The sequence below is a fragment of the Vibrio sp. D431a genome (assembly GCF_030248655.1).
GTDB lineage: Bacteria > Pseudomonadota > Gammaproteobacteria > Enterobacterales > Vibrionaceae > Vibrio > Vibrio alginolyticus.
Map to the genome: position 1 here is coordinate 142,735 of NZ_JAHGAP010000025.1, position 19,568 is coordinate 162,302.

Genomic DNA, 19,568 nt, shown 5'->3' on the forward strand with positions numbered 1-19,568 from the left:
GTAAATAGAACTGTAGAAAAAACAGAACTCTTACTAGCTAACCCTTTATGGGATAAGGCTTAGGTAAGACTCAAACAGTGTAAGAAAACAGTTTTCTTGGTCAAAATGGCAAAAAACGAACAATGTCAGAAAAACAAATGGCATTCAAGGTAAGTCGTTGATATTGAAGCATAAAATCAAAAGAGTGGAGTGTAAGAAAACAGTTTTTTTGCGCTTAACTTGATACAAAACATTCTGACCCAATATAATTTAGGAACAAAAGAAAAACAGGATGTGAAATGTTACATAGAGAATACTTAGGTTTCCGTTAGTTAAATTAACGGAGATTACATATGAACTTAAACGAATCTTTTTTTCTGGTATGGAAGGATGGTGCTACACGTGTAGTTTGTAACTTAGCTGACGAAATGCAAAAAAGCCAAACATGGGTTGGCTCTAAAACGGCATTTAATGTGTTTAGTAGATTCACTGATGAGCACCTTTGGGAGACAGCTCTTGTATTCAATTCTAAATTCAAACTTGTATCGATCACGCAAATTGAAGCAGAATGGAATGAACTAACCGAACTTAAAAAAGCTAAAGACTACAGAAAAAAAAGCGCACTGCACCGACGCAGATACATTCTTGATGGCCGACGCCATTGCAGAAAAGTCAGAACGACTAATGAACGCAAAAAGGCATTTCAATACAAGGATGATGAATCCTATTTCGAAAATGAACCATCTATAAGAGGAAAGCGCCGCAAACTCCCTTCCAGCCGAGATGATATCCACTCTGGCACTAAAACGAAGAACTGGAAGTACAACCGAAAGACTCAGTATAAGTAAAATAAGGAGCCAAATTGGCTCCTTATTTAATTTGAGTGTGAAAATCATTTTTAACTCAAGCTAATAACGACAAAGACTTAGGCTGGCAACTTTCATTAATTTTAACAATCCCGTTACTCCAACTCCCATCTAGCTTTATCTTTATAGCGTGTGAACCAGCAGATACAGATTTATGAAAGTCTTGACCTATAACTGAAAACCCCGAAGTATCAGAGCTCAGTCTTGCATATAAGCTACCTTCATCTTTTGAATTTAGACTGACATAAACAAACGCATTATCATTACGAAAGTTCAAACACCCCAAAACAAAGTAAGTACCTTGAGTTTTAGTGTGGAAGATTTGATCACCTACTGTCATCATTTCTTATATCCTCCATAAGAGTCTTCGTAAACTACTTTACCACTAGAACAATCGTAGACTTCAGAAATGTGCATATCAGGAATATCTTCTCCTTTTGTGTTGGGAAGAGCTGTACCTTTTAAACAAACCACCTCGTTAATGTAAATAACGCCTTTAATTTTGGAGTATATGTCTGGGAAAACTGCTACATTCACGTGTCCTGACCCGTCAGCCAAGGTCATTATTGCCATCTCCCTGCCAAAGTTTTTCCCTTGTTTTTTAACTTTTAGAATACGAAGAGCCTCAACCATACCAGCTACAGAGTAAATGTTTCTTTCCTCTATATCACCTTGTGAATTAACTCTCGATGGTACTATTCGAGATAACGGTGTAGTTCTGTGTCGCTTCCTTAAAATGTCCCGAAGACCACCTACATCTAGAGGGTGACCAGTGATAAACAGGGACATTCTATCGTACTCAGATATTAGTCTGTCTTTTTCAGCAATCTGCACAACTGAGTCATATTTAAAACATAAATCCAAATCATCTACCGATTTAAACCCTGCAAAATCTTTTACTTTAAAACCTCTCATAGTCTCTGCTTCGTGCAAAAGGTACGGTCGCTTATAGTAAGCTTCCAATTGACTACCAACGTGTTCATCTGTGTTAATGGAGTCAAAGTTATTCACGACATCTAACGAGTGATTCTGTTTAGGTTCGTTAATTTTAGAGTTAAGCAAATCGATTTTACGATTCAAACTATCAACATCACCATGTAGGTTTACTAATTCTTGATAATCAGCATTCTCCTGAATGTACAGACGAGATAAATCAGAACGTTTATTTACTTGAAGTATTAAAGACTCAAAATCCATACGAACCGTATCTAGTGTCATGTTATCGTATAAATGGTCTGACGAATTCAAATTGTCTTGGATTACTTGTCCGAAAAAGCTCCAAAGCAAATTAATTCTTTCTTTAATGCTCATGTTGTCAGAAATATTAAGATTGTAACGTTGACCATAATGATAAGTTAACGACTCAATCATCTTATGCAACTCCATGCCCTCGTCTTTTATAGACGCAACACTTCGCTCTGATTCAAATACCTCATCTCTGGCTTTTATCAAAGCATTGACATCATTTTGAAGAGATTCCTCATATGGGGTTCTCGCTAGTTCAATTTCAACAGAACTTGTTAGATTTAAAGAATCTAATGCACCAGATAAAATAAGTGCCTTTGAAATGTTTGCATCAAAAGCAGATCTACACCTAAAAGCTATCTCAGGCAGTGTTGTAAACGAACCATTTTCATTTCTTTCATTCAGAATCTTAACTAGGTTTACGTTGCCAACCCCCTTGATTGCTGATAAACCATAACGAATGCTCATCTCACCTTCAGGTTCGAACATGGCTCCTGATTTATTTATATCAGGCGGTAATATCTCTATGCCATTTTTCTTACAGTCTATTAGTGTTTGTTTTAATTTATCGTGGTTGTCAGCTTGGCTAGATAGGACGGCGGCCATATACTCACAAGGGTAGTAGCGCTTTAACCAAGCTGTTTGGTAAGCTATGTATGCATAGGCCATACTATGACTTTTGTTAAACCCGTACCCAGCAAACTTTTCAACTAGGTCAAATATCTTAAGCGCCAAAGTTGGATCTACACCTTTAGACTTAGCACCACTTTCGAACACATCTCTTTGTTTCGCCATTTCCTCGGGGTTCTTTTTACCCATCGCTCTTCGTAATATGTCAGCTCCACCAAGACTGTATCCTGCTAACACTTGAGCTATCTGCATTACTTGTTCCTGATATAAAATAATACCGTACGTAGGCTTTAGAATATCTTTCAACCATTCGTGTTGATATTTTGAATCAGGGTATGAAATTTCCTCTCTTCCATGTTTTCTATCAATAAAGTTATCAACCATCCCTGACTGTAATGGCCCCGGTCGAAACAATGCACACAAGGCGCTAAGTTCCTCGATATTTTCAACCTTGATTCTTCTTAATAGCTCGCGCATACCGGATGATTCAATTTGAAAAAGAGCATGAGAGTTGGCTTCCTGAAGCATTTCAAAAACGACAGGATCATCCATCTCTAGATTATCTAAATCAATCTTAACCCCATGTCTATTTTCTATATGCCTTAGGGCAAATGACATCGTTGTTAAATTTAACAATCCAAGGAAATCAAATTTGACAAGTCCCGCTCGTTCAACATCAGATTTGTCGGCTTGTGTGACTAATTTAAATACATCTCGCACATCAGATTGAACGGATGTGAAATTTGTAATTGACCCATTCGCTATCACAACTCCACCAGCGTGCATACCTGAGGATTTTTTTAAGCCCTCACATGCAGCTGTAAGCTCCATCAGTACCTTTGTTACAGGTTCGTTTTCAACTCTCTGTTTTACAGATTCGACTTTTAAGCAATCATCAACTTTGACTTCTGGGTCATCAGGAAACAATCCCTTAAAGTCATCGCCATACCTTACTGACGTTCCATGAACCTTTGAAACATCTTTGAATCCTGATCTCGCCGCAATCAACCCATGCGTTGCAATTTGAGCAACAGAGGGGAATAGGGCGTTAGGGTCATTATACTTATCAGCTGTATATTGTATTACACTGTCACGTGTCATTAACTCTTTTGTTTCTGGGTGAAAGCCGCTGCCGAAATCCACATCAAAATCTGGCATTGAAACACGTTCTGGGTTAAGGAATCGTTCGAATAGAAGTTCGCGCTTTATTGGGTCAATATTAGTTATACTTAGTCCGTATGCTACTAGGGAACCTGCGCCAGAACCACGTCCGGGGCCTACTGGAATCCCATTGCTTTTAGCCCAAACAATAAAGTCAGAAACAATCAAGAAATAGCCCGGAAAGCCCATTGAATCAATAACACCAACTTCATACCTAAGTCTTTCTTCATAGGTATCTTTTAGTTTTTGTGCTTTTTCACGAATTTCACACGGCATCAAATCTAAGTCTTCAAACCCAAACTCTCTTTTGAAACGTCGTGATAGGGCGCGTAACATGCCTTGACGCGCCAAGTTCTCCATGTACGATGTGGGAGTAAAACCATCAGGGATAGGGAAGTTGGGTAGCACTGGTATATCAAGATCAATTTTTAACTTCTCTCTATCAACGCCGAAGATTGAGTCAAAAAATTTGTCAATATTCTCAGAATTGTGGACTAATTGAGGTAAGTCAGAAAATCTTTGTTTTATATGTTCCCAGTCCGCTAAAAAGTTACCGTGCTTATGATCTTTGACACGCGTTACATCGTCACGGTACTTATCTAAAATAATACAGGTTTTAACATCATGTATTTCATAATCTTCTTCATTTACGAACAGTGCATTGTTATAAGCTATTGCAGGGATGGAGAACTCTTCTGAAACATCTAATAAGCGCTCATTAAACTCATGCTCCGTCATCATACTTAATGAACCATCTTCTTCAGTAGAACTTCTCTCTATAGCAATGACAAGCTTATCTCCAAAGATCTCCCTGTAGTACCCAATCGCATCCTGAACACTAGAGTTGTACTTTATAGCCTTGCCTAGTTCATCGTTTTTAAGCCCGATCACCGCGACTACACCTTCGGTGCTTTGAGTTAGGTATTCTGGGAGGAGTTTAGGGAATGAATTTACTTTCCTTTTGCCAGTTTGCAACTCAACCAGACCTTTCGACTGTCCATACATATAAGACCATGAAATAAGGTTCTTTATTGACTGAAACCCTTGCTGAGTGCCATTAATTAACATTAAGTCGCTAAAACACTCTTCATTCGTTTTTTTGTAGTCCGCTGCCAACCTGAACAAAGTAATAAATAGTTCAGTCAATCGGTCATAGATTTCGGGTGAATCGTTTGATAATTCAAAATTCGCATAAAAGACATCAGTCACTTTCTCTTTTGTTTTTAATGACTTTATGAGTTTAGCCTTTGTTACAGCGTAACGATTTTGTTCGGCATCAGATGTACCTAAAGAAATGAATGATTCAAGCAGAGCAAGTAGGGTAGTTCTTTTTGCTCTCTCGACAGATGCAACTGTCGAACTTTTTGCATGTATTTTAGCTTGCGGAACAATTACGCTAGTTTCAAATGTCGCAAAAATATTCCTGACAATATCCTCTGTCTTTTCTGCTGGCAAACCGATTTCTTCCACTAGGTTTCTGAGGACGCTGAAGTATGCACTATTCCTTACTAGTTGAATGTTAAAGAGTCTTTTGGGGTCTGCTAGCTTAAAGGTAGCTCCCATTATTGGGGTGATATTATTTTTTGTGCAGTGATCATAAAACTTAACCATATCTGCAAGCGAGACGCGATCAGTTATAGCTAGTTTATCTATTCCTCGATTGGACGCAGCTTCAATATATTTAGCTGTTTTACCAGTACCTTCATGGTAACTGTGGTGCGTTTTTAAAAATCCTAATCCACCCATGTATTTATATTTTTAGTTATTGTACTACATAGGAGGTTCGATATAGAACCTAAAGACAGTGACCTTGAAGTTGCTGCTTTTTGATTACTACAATCAAAAAACATAAATACTAAAGATGAAAGTTTATAAGAATGAAACGGGCTATATTGAGCTCATCAAGGATATCCTTGAAGAGGGGGTGATGCACCCTGATCGAACAAGCGTTGGAGGATGCATCAAGCTCTTCAGTAGGACTCTATCATTTGACCTTACAGAAGGACATCCAACATCAACTGTTCGTTTGTGTTCGGGAAGGTTAGGGTTTGAAGAGTTCTGGGCGTTTCTAAACGGAGTTATTGATATTCACCCTTATTTAGAGGAAAGAGGCATTAACTTTTGGAAGGGGAATACAACAAGAGAAGAGTTAGATAAAAAAGGCTTAACCCATCTTCCTGAAGGAAGCATTGGCAAAGGTTACTCTTTCCAGTACCGAAACTTTGGTGGTGACTTTATAACTAAAACCACAAAAATTGAAGAAGGTCTTACTAGAACAAGTGTAACTTATGAGCCTGATATGAAAGGCTTCGACCAGATAAAAAATCTTTTTCAAGAATTAAAAAACAATCCTTTTTCTAGAAGACACTTGGTTTCAATTTGGAACCCTGCACCCGATCAGATGGATCAAATGGCTTTACCTCCTTGTTTTTGGGCGCATGAGTTTGTTTGTATGAAAAACGAAGAGGGTGGAATTGATTTAAACTTACAAGTTTTTGCCAGAAGCAGTGATGTTGTCTTTGGTTTACCATCGAACTATCAGCAATTTAGCATATACCTACAGTGTTTAGCTAAAGCACTTGGATATAGAGCAAAGCAAATTGACATCGTGATTGGTGATGCACACATTTACCTTAATCAAGTGGATTATGCCAAGGAAATCTTACAAAGAGACTTGATAGAAGGTAGTGTAGATTTTGTTCTCAACAAACCAGTCTCCTCTTTCGAAGAGTTTCTCTCAATTACATGGGATGATATAGAACTTCGAGACTATGACTATAACCGAAGTAAAATGAAGACTCCTCGGCCACAAATGGCTGTTTAGATTAAAGACCTCCATCGTGAGGTCTTTTTATATGTTGTGATATTAATTGTACACTTGAGAAAAGAATAAATATCGTGGCACTTTTAACAAGAACAATTTTAACCTTTCTATCCGTCATTGCTCTATCGTGTACATCAATGGCGCACGCAAGCGAGGCTTTTTGGCAGGACAAACAAGACTCCTACAACAAGTGCATAGCTAACAAGATTAAAACAGGCGATGAAATATCTCTAAACATAAGAGAAATTTTAACGGATTGTGTACAACCCGAATCAGCGCCTGACTTATTTGTAGAGGCAGTATCAATGATGTTCCCAGAAACATCATCAAGAATACTTTTGCCAAATGACGAAAAAAGTGACCCAAGTGTAGTCTCGTTCATTTTTAGAAACGCTTTGTATAAAACTTCTGGTTGGATTCAAAATGAAACGGGCTTTAGTCCGTTAGATGTTTATGCAGACCCAAAAAATATGTTTTATGACGATACTGTTATAAGTAAATATCATAACAACGGTTCTTCGGGTCTAGCAGCATTTGGCATATCAATAGAGACAGGTCTCATGTCCATAATGAGATTCCTTGGTTACATTGCTGCGTTACTATGTCTACTTATTTTCATCAGGCGAATCGCAATTGCTGCATATGATGGACTCGGTGCTAAAGAGATCATGGTTACCTCTATCAAAGAATCTCCACCTATAGCGATAGCTCTCTATCTGACAGCGCCGCCCATTCATGGTGGTATGCCTGTAGTAGGAGAAGCTTTAGTCGCCTTTCTACTATTTGGCGCTCTAATGTCAAACGTCTTTAGTGTTTACATGGCAGAAGTTCTCTTTTTGTTTTACGGAAACGGTGTTGTAACCGTTACTGCAAATAACATGAACCTTGATGTTAGAAATGACATTCACTATAGGTTCGAAGAGTACGTCGAGCGCACGAGCGATAATATCGTCGCTATGAACATCATTGCGTCAAACTATCTAACTAAAGAAATTGGTGAAAACAAGTCAAGCAATAGTTTGTTCAGAGAGTCTTTAAAAGAACACCCGTTCCCATCAGAATGCATTCTGAGACCATACTGGGAAATGAAGTTATTTTCAGACCCTCGTTGCGTTGACCTAAAGTCATACGCAAACGACAAGCTTTCATACGATCAACTTACTTGGAATAGGTTACATACCGAACCAGCTAGTAGCATGTTAGGAGTCTACAGTAAGTATAAAGCAGAACAATTAGACTCAAGACAGCTCTATTCGGAAACTAACACCAAAACAATCCTCAATATGGCTTATGAGAGAGCTAAGTCTAAAATGGCTGCTTTATGTTCCTCGAACCCCAAATTAGGTTCTTTAAGTGCATATAAAGGTGAGTGGATTTGTAATGACTTTGACTATCAAAAAGGAGCGTTCAAAGAAGGCAAGTATCTTGCCCCAGACTACTTTGCGTATCTATCAAACATGTCAGGTACGTATACCGCTGAACAGTCACAGTTAGCATCAAATCAATACTATAACTCCAATATAAACAATCAGGCACTTGAACAGATCACTAAAGATGTCACACAAACAGCAAGGATTAAGGCTGAGTGGGTAATCGAAGATCTACAAAACAATGTCGATGTCAAAATGTTCACCGTTAGGGGCATTATCACCTCTCTTTGGAACTCGATTAGTATTTCAAACATAGTTACAAAGATTGCAATAAAGTTGCAGGCGGAATATTACACGCATCACGAGAACTACTTTGACTATATGCAAAAGTTATCGCCTCAAATTAAAGCCGATCCAAGAGATTGGGCAATAGATGAGGAGTTTAAAGATGAGAACAACTTAAGTAAGACATTTGGACAATTTAGTAACTTCAAGCCCAATGCGAATAATAAAAGTGAAGCGAAGTGGGGGTCTTTCAATCCTGACACTATATTTAAAGTTCTGACAGGAATGTCTCCTATAGGATGCAGGACAAACGCTCATATGTGTGCAGACTTTACAACCAACCCTATATCTAGTGTTGGAGCTAAAGTAAACATCATGATAACCGTGGGTCTTACATCTACCGTGTTAGCGCATTTTATTGGGGATTTGTTCCCGAGTTTTTCATGGGGAAGTGGTCTATTTACATTTTTAGCTGCGATAACTAGTACTGGTGCAGCAGCTTTAATTGCATTCACAATTCTACCGTTTTTTACATACTTCTTTTATGCATCTTTGAAGGTGCTGATAAGAGCTATCGTATATTGTATAGCAGCGCCAATTGTTCTTATTCAGTTTATTTTGAGAAAAACAAATGATGAACAGTACGATGAAAACAACATTATAATTCCAAAGGACATACTCGGGATGGGGGTTAGACTGATTGTTGATTTTATGGCTGTTAGTATTGCGCTTATCGGAGGGTTGATCATGGTCTATGTCAATATCTCAATACTATCATTCATGCTTAGCTATTTAAGTTCTGCAATAAACATAGATGATAGCATTAGCTTGCTTAACCTCAAGTCGATTATGTCGTATACAGTTGTGCTGTTTCTAAGCTTGTTAGCCTATGTGTATGCAATCTATAAAGCTGCGACGCTTCAGCCATATATACAAGAAAAGGTCTCAGAGTTTGCATATACAGGATTTAACCTTTCAACTGACAAGGATAACGAAGCGGAGGTGATACTTGGGGTGTTGCTTCCTGCATTTGGTGTTCTACAAAGAAGGTAAAGCCTCGGTTTAAAAAAAAGGGTGTGACATTGTCACACCCTTTTATATTTAACTAAGCCTAATTAGAGCGTTGTGCCCTTCGACCCTTGGAGTGTTTCTCCTGCGACATCAGACTTTTCATTAGCAACCTCTTGATTGTTATCTGCATATCTATTCGCAAGAGACTCAGCATTGGATTGTTGCATTAATTCCTGATTCTCTGCGTTTTTCCTATTCATTACAGCAGAATTCAGGTTACCCTCCGGCAGAGCTGATTTAACTGCACCACTGATAGCAGACGCCGCAATTAGCTGCTCTACACCTGTTGCCGCAACCCCATTGAAGGATTTAACACCTATGTAATTACATACATGTTCTGGAATCTGAGCCATTTCGTTGTTAACTTTAACCAAAATCTTGAAGTAGATAAAAACTACTAAAGCCAAGGACAACTGGTTTGCAGCAAAGGTGAGAATAAAGTTTCCACCCTCAACTGCAATCTGATTGTACATATGGTACATAACTGAGTTAACTAGGTAGAACATTACGTAACTTAAGGAAAATAACCCCATAAATGAGACCACAAATAAAAGTGGCTTAATAACAATTGACGCCATCATCGAAACCAATGTTCCAAACGTGATGATTGGCTTCCCTTCAACTCTTAGCAACCCAAGAAAAGCAATTATTGGGAAAATTAAAAACAGAATCAATACTTCGAACAACCAACCAGCCCACAAGAATAGACCCGTTAGAAGAGGTAGAACCGGAAGCACGAAACCTAGTAACATACCTGCGACAATAAGCACTTTAGCAAAAGTCGCGAAGATACCACTAATGGCCGCGATGACTTTTAAAATCACAACCAACAATTCGATCCCCAAAACTTTAAGACCCACAGATGTTAACCATCCACCTTTGGAGCCCAGAGTCGCTGTCATGAAGTTTTCAAGTTTTTCGACTTTACCGAGCACGGCGTTAATTAAGAGGTCTTGTATGATGTAATCCAGAATAAGAATGAACATGCTGTTGTAAAACATGTCCTTACCAAACTCAGACATTACAACTAGTGGATGACCATTAATCTCGATACAGTTTGTGATAGTACTACAGTCTTTGTAGTTTTCGCGCATAGTTTTGTCTTCGTCAAAGCCAAAACCATCCTTAAGAATAGTTAACGGAACGAGGGCGGAATCAACGAACCCTTCCATGACTCTATTGGCAATGTCACTGAACTTACTATCTTCCATATTGCCATCAAAGGTAACTAGCGACGAATCATCCCCAATTAAAGACTTGCTGGTGGTTGAACCAACTGGAACAAACGACATAGACCCCTTTTCTTGTAATTCAAGAAGGCTAGATCCTAAGAACCTATCCAATGCGCTTTGCTCCTCTTCTGATTTAAGCCTGTTTGTTAGAAGTGCATTATCAAGCGCAACAGAGTGGTCTATAACGATAGAAGAAGCACTGAGATACTGCTCTCTGTAAATCTTCATTATGCTAGCAATCTGGAAAAAGTAGGCGTGCAAAGCCCCAACACCTTGTTTACGCAAATTTGTTAAGACTTCAGCAGTTTCATCTCCTTCAGTTGCATTTACTTGCTCCAGTGCAACATAGCCAGAAATTGCTTTTACAGATGCATAGTAATTTGCGATCTGATCAACGTAACCCCTACCAACTTTTGCTTCTTTACTGGCAAATTCGTTTATTTTGTCAACGGAGTCTTTAATCATCTTTATTCTTTCTGACTCAGGGATCTCAATATTCAAAACATCAGCTGGCATTGACGCAAACAACGGAGCCAACAAAAATTTTGGTCTTCCGTTTTCAAACACAAAACATTGTAGGTTTGATTGGTTTGCAAAGTCATCTAGAGAAGAGATAGGCTCCGAAGCACCTGAGTCGAGGGCTTTTGCAAAAAGTGCATCTGACAGAACTCTACCCGCAGTGCTGGCATCCTTAAGCCCAGTAGCACAAGCTGCCGATGTGAACTTATGTGTTGCATTGATCCCTGCGTTAAGAATAGCTGTTTCAACTTTGTTGAATGAGGATGGAATCGCGTCTACTTCACGTGGGTTATATGAACTTTCAGCTGAATCTTCATTGCCACTTGCCACTTTTGATTCGTCATACACACCTAGCATTAGATAAGGTATTGTTTGAGCGATAAGGTTTGCGTCTTCATCAAACGATTTTGATTTTACGTAAGTTATGATCGGATCGCTTGCTGCTTGAACGTCTTTTGAAGAAATAGAACTCAAATTGAATAATCTACCAATTGTGTCTGAGCCAAATTTGTTTGCAGCAAGTGACATTGCACTTGAAGAGCTAACAGGAGGCACACCAAATGAAGAGGTGTATACAACTTTGTCCTCGAACACATCGGATGCATGGATATCGTTTTCAATAAACTCCTTATAGAGTTTTCCGTTCACAGCTCTTCCAGAAGACAAAGTGTATTGAACAGTACCAGAAGGTTTGATGATTTTTTCCCCCGCGATACTAAGCCCTTGGTTGAAAATTGGAGTTTTCTTAACAGTAATGGCCTTAGATGTGAGCATATGCCTTGCGTAATCTGCGACAGAAATATCTCTTGAGTCATAATGCTTGTTGAACCAACCCTCTTCGGTATATTTGACGTTAAACGACGAACCTTTAAGGTATTCAATTTCATCATCAATAGGCGGAGTAGCTGCTGAAGCAAGGAACACAGCACTATCTCTTGCTCCCTGCAATCCAGTGACCAACCTTTCGGCATACGTTCTTCCTTCTTGAATAAATGGCTCTATACCTGAAGAAGATTCAGTCACAGCGGTTGAGAAAGTAAATGACGGAAGTAGGGCAGTCATCAACTGATTGGCAAAGCCCAGTGCTACTCCTGCTGAAATCACGACTATAGTTTGTCCAATCATATACCCGTCAACAACAGTTGCCAGCATCACCATAGACATAAAATAGATGCCTGATCCCCAAACTTCAGGTTTTTTCATTGCGCTTGACCATTCTTCTTGCTTCATCGCATCTACAGCTTTAACAGTAAGTGCAACGCCAAAGAAAGGTATAGCTACAAAAAGGAAGATTTGAATCATGGCCGCGCTCATAGATGAAACCATGCCGCTCAAATTATCAAATTGACCGCCTGTAATGTCGGGAGAAGGGAGACCCGCTTGGTTGTAAGCAGCCTGTATTGAAGTTGATTTATAATAACTGTCTGAAAACAACATATTTAAAGATGTTGCCATCAGGTCTTGATTACAAATGACACGAGGAGAAAATGTGTCGCTAACACCACCATCTACGAAAATGTTGTCGCAAGGATTATCAACAGAGCCACTACTAAACCCTGAAGCCCAGCTTGAATTAGACATCACTAGAAGCAGTACTAATAACGCTTTTTTAATGAATGTAGGCATTTACTTAAATAATATGATTAATGGTGTGCTATAGCAATTTGATAAAACATCGGTAGCAATAATTATAAAAACCAAACTTTTAGTTAAAAAAAATGGAGCCGAAGCTCCATTTAATGCGTTAAATTTGACTATCTTAGAGATACCTTCGTTATTAGACCATCTTTATTTACTTCAAAATTAAATCGGTCTACATTTGGAATTTGATTAAAATCAAAGATTTCGCCATTCATGATTGCACCTTGATATTGACTTCTTAATATCTCAGTGATTTCTAAAATGTCTTGATTACCTAAGTTTGATAACGCAAATTTATGGTCATTCTCAAGCTCAAACATTATTCTTACAATGTCATTAACATGAGGTTCTGCTGCAAGACGTAAACTATCATTAACTCCATCAATCTTAGAACGAATCTCTGTTATATTTTCGGACAAAGACAAACCTTTAGCATTTATACTCTCAATTCTACTCAGAATTTCTGATTGAATAGCTTGGTTTTTAGCTAAAGCTTCCCTTGTTCTATTTAATTGTTCTACCTTTGATTGTGTTGGGGATTCAACAGAAGATATAGAATCTTCGATTCTTTCAATCATTGACTGAATTTTACTATTTTTATCTGTATAAGAATTCAACATCTCATTAAGCTCAGATGCCTTAGCTTCATTCTTCAAATGCTCTTGATTCAATTCATTTACTTTTTCCTCAAGTTTATTTTTAACAGAATATAACTTCGACAGACCTTGCTCTGACCTTACATTGATATCTTTGTCGGACAAATCCAACTCTTGCAAAACACTAGATTTCAAGCTAGGAGTTAACTTACTAGATGTAAAGTCTCCAACCGCCTTAATGCCATTATGAATTTGTTTTGACGTAACCTGAGCAGTCTGTTGAACTTGGCTCATCATTGCGCCATAACCCATCGCACCGATAACACCATTAATCATATTTTCTTTTGAGATTACATTTTCACCTCCTAACCTCTCCATGATCATGTTCAGTACTTGAGGTGGCTTTGTGAATGACCAGTACATAATCTTATAGAATGCAAAAATTAGGGCTAGATATGTAAACATCTGTATAAAAACATCATAAACAAATCCGCCCACTGTTGTTGCTGACATCGTGTCTATATAAGTTCCAAATAGAATAATTGTTAGCCTATAAACAACCGTCATCATGCCCCATGAGATCATGAAAGATAAAATTATTAAGACAGGTTTTAATGTGAAATTAATAGCTACATTAACTAAGTTTTTTTCAGAAAATGCGCTACTCTCGTCACGACCTTTTAAAATGACAAATGACATGAATAAAAGTGGACTTAGTATAAGTGTGATTACAGCGTAAACAAACCACCCTAAGTACATAGTTACAAAAATCACATTAGGAGCTAAAGGCAATAAGAAAGCAAAAAACACACCGAAAATAAACAATATAACGGCTATATTGTTTACTACAGCGGAACTAGTAACAAGGTTTGTAGCTGTTTTTAAAAATTCGAAATCTGTATCTGTTTTATTACTGCTTATTCCTGCATTAGCTTTTTTCTTATTTGCAACTTTATTTATCCCTTTGCCTGTAAACTCAAGAAGAAGCTGAACCCCAAAAATTGTTGCAGAATAAGCTAATAAATGTTTACCCAATTCTTGTGAAGCATACATAGGATGTCTTTGCAAAGACTCACACCTTAGAACCATTTCGCCATGTGAAGCAAAGCCAGCGTCTCGACCTGATAAACATTCCGTTACAAACCTCTGTTTTGCCGCAAACTCTGATTCTCCATCTCTAATATACCCGTCAGCAACACTACCGAAATCTGCATTTACAAATGCCTTAAGATAAAATGTCGCATTTGTCACAGCTGAAACAATTGCATCAGTCATGTTCTGCACATCAATATCGAAGAAAGCACTTGAATCAAATCCGTTAGCATCAGTAACTGATGAATATGAACTTATGCTTGAAACAACCACGCTAAATGCGTCAGAAATTGCAAGATCTTTATTGCTTAGGTTATCTACTGAGTTTTTATCTACAGACAGATCAATTACACCGTTTTTCGTATCCAGTGATGGCATACGAACAGAAAAGAACTCACTAATAGTTTCTTTGTTCTCATCTGCGTATGTGTAGCTATAGGGAAGCATGTAATTTTCATCAACAGTCATGTTAACTTTTGGAGAAAACGCAGCTACAGATAGCCTGTCAGAATGCACGTCCTCTAACTCAGAACCAATTTTAGTAATGAAGAACGAGAATCCAAAAAGGCCATATCGTCTTAGTTTATGTAAAGCGTCACTTGAGGCTAAAGCCTTATGATCAGTTGCTCCTAAACTTTCTTTTTTCAAATCAAGAACACTATCTGCATTTAGTTTTGCTAAATCTTTGAACAATGCATCTTGCTTAGAACGAAGTTCCTGATACTTGTTATATAGTTCAACTCTTAGTTTGTCATCTTCTTCTACATACCCTTCAGACTCAGGGTTCATGTACATACTGTTTGTTGTGTAAAGCAAATCTAACTTTCCACCAGCAATTTTAGCACAACGCAAATCAAACCCTTTTGTTGGGTCATTCGAGTTATTAATAGCATTAATAGCATCCCTTGACTGAGCGTAAAGCAACGGATCATCGACGCAGTACATGGCTCGCGAGACTTCAGCCAGTTCTTTTGCTTTTATACTTGCTCTATCGAAAGAAGTGAAAAGCGAATCCATCATCTTGTATTCAAAAAAAGTATCTAACTGATTATTTGCTAACTGTTCGGCATCTCTATCCGATATACCAGAGTCAACACTATCTTTGATGTGATTAGCCTTGTATGTTTCCCAGTCTCTACCTCCAGATTTAAGAAACTTTGAAATAGATTCTTCTTGTTTTTCAGGAGTGAAACTAAACTGTGCACAAGTTTGAGAACCACCAAATTCAGGACTCTCGAATTGCAAAAATCCGATAGTTGCTAGATGTTTATCTGAATTTTTTACAATTGAAGTGTTTTTCATCTCCTTAGCATTACTTATTAAAGCGTAGTCGTAGTTCGCATTATCTAGGATTGCAGCAACTGATTTGTTTCCTTCTACAAATTTATCTCGGACGTAGGCCAGCTCAGTATTCTGAGTACAAACTAATGCTTTTGTTAATGACTGACTGTACTCAGCAACAAACCGAGGAGCGGTCACAACAGATTCTCCGCTTGGTGAAGTAACACTTTCAGAGATAACTGGATTCCAATTTTGGTAAAAGTATCCAATGGTGGACATGAGAATATTCGACATTGCCAAAGACATAAAGGCTCCACCAGCCAGCAATAACGTGCCAAGTGTTCCTGACTCTCCATATGGAACGAATAACATAAATCCGACAGCGAGCCTTAGTACTACACCGGATGCGCCATATGAATTACCTCCTAACTTCTGATCCTTTATAGTGGCAGCAACAATCATTACTAACTGGATCAACCAAATTAACTTGATAATGTTAAAAATAATGATTGCTGAGTACTTAATGTACCTCTCGATCGCAAATGAAGATTTAAGCTGCGTTTCTCCATCTTCCATTTCTGCAATAAACTCAGCCCCATTTTTAAGGTCATAGAAATTGACAGCATCATGAATAATGGTAGGAAACATCCTGTATAAGTGGCTCATTGTAACGTCTTCGGGACATATTTCTGCCGAGGCGGCAATGATTCTGCCATCAACTGTAAACCCGCAACTTGTCTCCGCTGCATGTGCTGGGACGCCTGCTAATAACGTCAAAAGCAACATGAATGATAGGAAAAGTTTTTTCATTTTTATTCAAGTATATAAATGTAGCGCCACTTCTAAAAGTGGCGCTAACTACTACCTTCCAGCAAGAGTTGTTTTGGCTTTATCTTGAATAGCTTTTGTTGTCTCTACAGTAGTACCAGAATCACTCTCTGTGTCTTGCCCCATGAGTAATGATCTACTTACTGAATAGAGTTGTTTAACAACGTCAATGCATGAGTAAACAACAAGCATCACAAATAACAATGTAATGATGAAGCTGAAAATATTGACTACATATTTTAGCCCAGAACCAGCTAAGCCTGCATTGGTTGAATAAGAAATAGCCAAGGTCTCATCGATCATCAATGCCACACTCGGCACAATGACGTCAATCATATGGATTGCGACATAAAACCCCATTACCACTAACGGAAAGCGGATAAACGCTACAATAAATCTCGAAACAGCCTTTTTAACCCTAGTGGTTGGATCTATTTCATCTGCGTTAGCAAGGATTGATATAAGGATAAATTGCCCTGCTATGAATAAAGATATCATTGCTGCGATTGCAGTAACTATACCAACGTACAAGAAATACAAAGGCAATAATGGAATAACTACAAATGACACTAAAATTGTATAGAACAAGATCCCTTTCAGAGTGCCTAAGATAAGACCCGCCAAAGAATGCTCTTCTGGAATCTGTGTCTTGTTTGCCATATACATCGCGATCCCTGCAACTGAGAATAGATACCCCACGGCGTCACTCTCAATATACCCGTAGTGATCTTCAGAGTTTGTATGGATTCCAAAAAGTCCTGCGCCCATCAAAGATGAGGCTCCTACAAATTTTGCTGAAGAGGTAAACCACTCAACTGCCTTAAGTGCTTTTGCAGGTGTCGCCCTTGGAGATGTTGCATCACGACTAACTGCTGCATCACCACCACCTCTTCTAAGAGCTGCTTCTCCGGCCTTGGAGGATGCAGTATCTAGCAGTTTACCAGCTGTATTCCCAAGATAAATGGATATAAGTAGACCTGTAGAGAATACTCCTAGTCTTGTTATCTCAGAAACAACGGAACCACACAAACCATATTGTGTTAACTGATTTGCCTTTTTCATACAGTTCATCGCACGACTAAAAGGATTAACTGATTCAGTTGCCCTAGACAGGGGTTCGTTAATTAATATTAGTTTTAAACCATTGTTGACTGGTACAGCATCAGACGACGAATAGATTCGTGTTGAAGACCAAGCATTTTTGAATCTCTCCAAACCAAGATTACTCATTGATGCCCCTACGTGCTGTACTGATATTTTAATGCCGTTTGAACCAGAACTCGGATTCGGTAGTGATGAAACCGTGCCTAGATTTTCTGATTTAGAATTATCGATTTCCGTCGAGAGCTCGAAATATGAAGACAATGAGTTTAACGGTGTTTTGGAAGAGTTCGATATCTGCTCTTGGTTAATGTCTGTAAAGTGTCTGACAGAGTTAACGAGAAATCCTCGCTTATTAAAATCCTCAGCCTCTTCCATTTTTTTGTATGCCGTCACGGCTACAGAACACTCAAAAAGACCTGACTTTGGTGAGTTAAGATTTACACCTTTACATGCCTTTACAACACAGCTTCTAAGGTACTCTTTTCCTGTATTATTAATAACATCCTTAAAACTACCATTTATAGGAGCACAAGTTTCTTTCAACCTTCCGTTTAACCTAGATTCACCACTTTCAACAACGGTATCAAAATCCAAATCTGTATTAGGATACGATAAGTACATGACATGTTTACGAGAGAGGCATCTTGAGAATTTTTCTCTATCTACAGAGAACTGATACCAACTATTAAGCCCTGAGCCTCTAGTGGACGGTTTTAGTTGACAAGTCGATTGCCAGTTAGCCAGATCCACCTGTACAGATGTGCCGTTCTTTAGACCCTTTTGGGACTTCAAGTTGTTTGCCACTGCGTGAGAGTAAGTTAACGCGTCATTAACCAGTGAGGCCAAATGTCTTTTAAAACTCTCTATTTGCGATAAACTCATCTCTACGCCATTAAGTTCCGATATGTGCAGACTTTTTATGTTGCTGTCCAACTGACTATCAATTTCAAAATTCATATTCAATGAACAGTTTTGAACTAACCCGCGAATATATACTTTCTTATTTTTATAAGAAACTTCAAAATTGTGTGATTTAACTTGACGATTAGAAACCTCAGAGGTTTGTATACACATGCCGAAATCAATTAAATTCCTAAACTCAGGAGCGTATATGTCACTTTCTGGTACGGTATAAATAGGTGAGTACACACTCTTTGTGTCATTAAAATGCATTGAAATATCATCAGCCGCTCTAAAAGCAAGACCAAAAGAGCTAAACATGAACATATGCATAGCAGAATAAATAGCCTGATCTTCTTTACCTGCAAATTTTGCAGTTAAGGCTCCTGCAATTGGTACAGCTACAAAGAAACCCACAAAAGCCCTAACCATTACCATATAGAAAGGGGCACCAACAGCAGAGTTAGTTGCTTTATCATCCTGTGACATAAATATGCGCTCTAATACGTACCTAAACATCAAGGAGCCGAAATAAAGAGAAACAAGGACATACAAGCTATAGGTGATGGTCTTAATTACATCTCCAACACCTGACGGGAATGGTTCTGAGTAAGACTCGATTTCTTTCGCTGTGAGTGAGCTTATGTCTCTAATCGCACTGTCTGACGCTGAATCACCAAGGAAGCCTTTAAGCCCAGACGTTCCAAAAAGAGATAAGATCATTTTGTTGTTGAAGTTGTCCATAACATCATCAACAGTTGAATATCGAACTGAAGACAATTCTTCGGACTCTTCGTATGATACTGCTTCTGACTCCGCATAAGCTGAAAGAGGAGCTGAAATTGCAAACACAAAAAACATAAGTGCCAACAATCGTCTAAATGAAGTATTAATAGATGCGGACATTTTTGATGAAGTATAATAATTGCGCCAACTTAAGGAAA

The 19,568-nt window shown here is 38.4% G+C and carries 8 protein-coding genes; 3 read left to right on the plus strand and 5 right to left on the minus strand.

The window, feature by feature from the left end; all coding sequences use genetic code 11:
* Positions 1-332: 332 nt before the first annotated feature.
* Entirely contained in the window at positions 333-827 is a 495-nt protein-coding gene (locus KJB35_RS21015; RefSeq protein ID WP_285469772.1) for a hypothetical protein, read from the plus strand.
* 55 nt (positions 828-882) lie between these two features.
* On the opposite strand, the gene KJB35_RS21020 is transcribed toward KJB35_RS21015, so the two are convergent.
* Positions 883-1,188, minus strand: a complete 306-nt coding sequence (locus tag KJB35_RS21020) for a hypothetical protein (protein ID WP_285469773.1) — start codon at positions 1,186-1,188, stop codon at positions 883-885.
* Positions 1,185-5,627: a DNA polymerase III subunit alpha gene (dnaE, locus tag KJB35_RS21025; RefSeq protein WP_285469774.1), complete on the minus strand. Its 4,443-nt coding sequence runs from the start codon at positions 5,625-5,627 to the stop codon at positions 1,185-1,187. Before dnaE ends, KJB35_RS21020 begins: the two co-directional genes overlap by 4 nt.
* A gap of 115 nt (positions 5,628-5,742) precedes the next feature.
* Here dnaE and thyA point away from each other — a divergent pair, with 115 nt between their 5' ends.
* Together thyA and KJB35_RS21035 are read left to right on the plus strand one after the other, a co-directional pair.
* The gene (gene thyA / locus KJB35_RS21030; protein WP_285469775.1) at positions 5,743-6,705 is read left to right on the plus strand and encodes a thymidylate synthase; all 963 of its coding nucleotides are present in this window, start codon (positions 5,743-5,745) and stop codon (positions 6,703-6,705) included.
* Between the two features lie 74 nt (positions 6,706-6,779).
* Positions 6,780-9,413 carry a hypothetical protein gene (locus KJB35_RS21035; RefSeq protein WP_285469776.1) on the plus strand — a complete coding sequence of 878 codons (2,634 nt, stop codon included), beginning with the start codon at positions 6,780-6,782 and terminating at the stop codon, positions 9,411-9,413.
* A 62-nt stretch (positions 9,414-9,475) separates the two neighbouring features.
* Here KJB35_RS21035 and KJB35_RS21040 read toward each other — a convergent pair whose 3' ends face one another.
* The 3 genes from KJB35_RS21040 to KJB35_RS21050 form a co-directional block, all read right to left on the minus strand.
* Positions 9,476-12,808, minus strand: coding sequence for a hypothetical protein (locus tag KJB35_RS21040; protein ID WP_285469777.1), 3,333 nt, complete (start codon positions 12,806-12,808; stop codon positions 9,476-9,478).
* Between the two features lie 128 nt (positions 12,809-12,936).
* Positions 12,937-16,602, minus strand: coding sequence for a hypothetical protein (locus KJB35_RS21045; protein WP_285469778.1), 3,666 nt, complete (start codon positions 16,600-16,602; stop codon positions 12,937-12,939).
* A gap of 51 nt (positions 16,603-16,653) precedes the next feature.
* On the minus strand, positions 16,654-19,530 hold the full coding sequence (locus KJB35_RS21050) for a hypothetical protein (RefSeq protein ID WP_285469779.1): 2,877 nt from the start codon (positions 19,528-19,530) through the stop codon (positions 16,654-16,656).
* Between the last annotated feature and the right edge of the window lie 38 nt (positions 19,531-19,568).

What these genes read in the sequence shown, in the direction of transcription:
- thyA (WP_285469775.1), top strand. Translation starts at nt 5,743, where the DNA reads ATGAAAGTTTATAAGAATGAAACGGGCTATATTGAGCTCATCAAGGAT.
- KJB35_RS21015 (WP_285469772.1), top strand. Translation starts at nt 333, where the DNA reads ATGAACTTAAACGAATCTTTTTTTCTGGTATGGAAGGATGGTGCTACA.
- KJB35_RS21040 (WP_285469777.1), bottom strand. Translation starts at nt 12,808, where the DNA reads ATGCCTACATTCATTAAAAAAGCGTTATTAGTACTGCTTCTAGTGATG.
- KJB35_RS21050 (WP_285469779.1), bottom strand. Translation starts at nt 19,530, where the DNA reads ATGTCCGCATCTATTAATACTTCATTTAGACGATTGTTGGCACTTATG.
- KJB35_RS21045 (WP_285469778.1), bottom strand. Translation starts at nt 16,602, where the DNA reads ATGAAAAAACTTTTCCTATCATTCATGTTGCTTTTGACGTTATTAGCA.
- KJB35_RS21020 (WP_285469773.1), bottom strand. Translation starts at nt 1,188, where the DNA reads ATGATGACAGTAGGTGATCAAATCTTCCACACTAAAACTCAAGGTACT.
- dnaE (WP_285469774.1), bottom strand. Translation starts at nt 5,627, where the DNA reads ATGGGTGGATTAGGATTTTTAAAAACGCACCACAGTTACCATGAAGGT.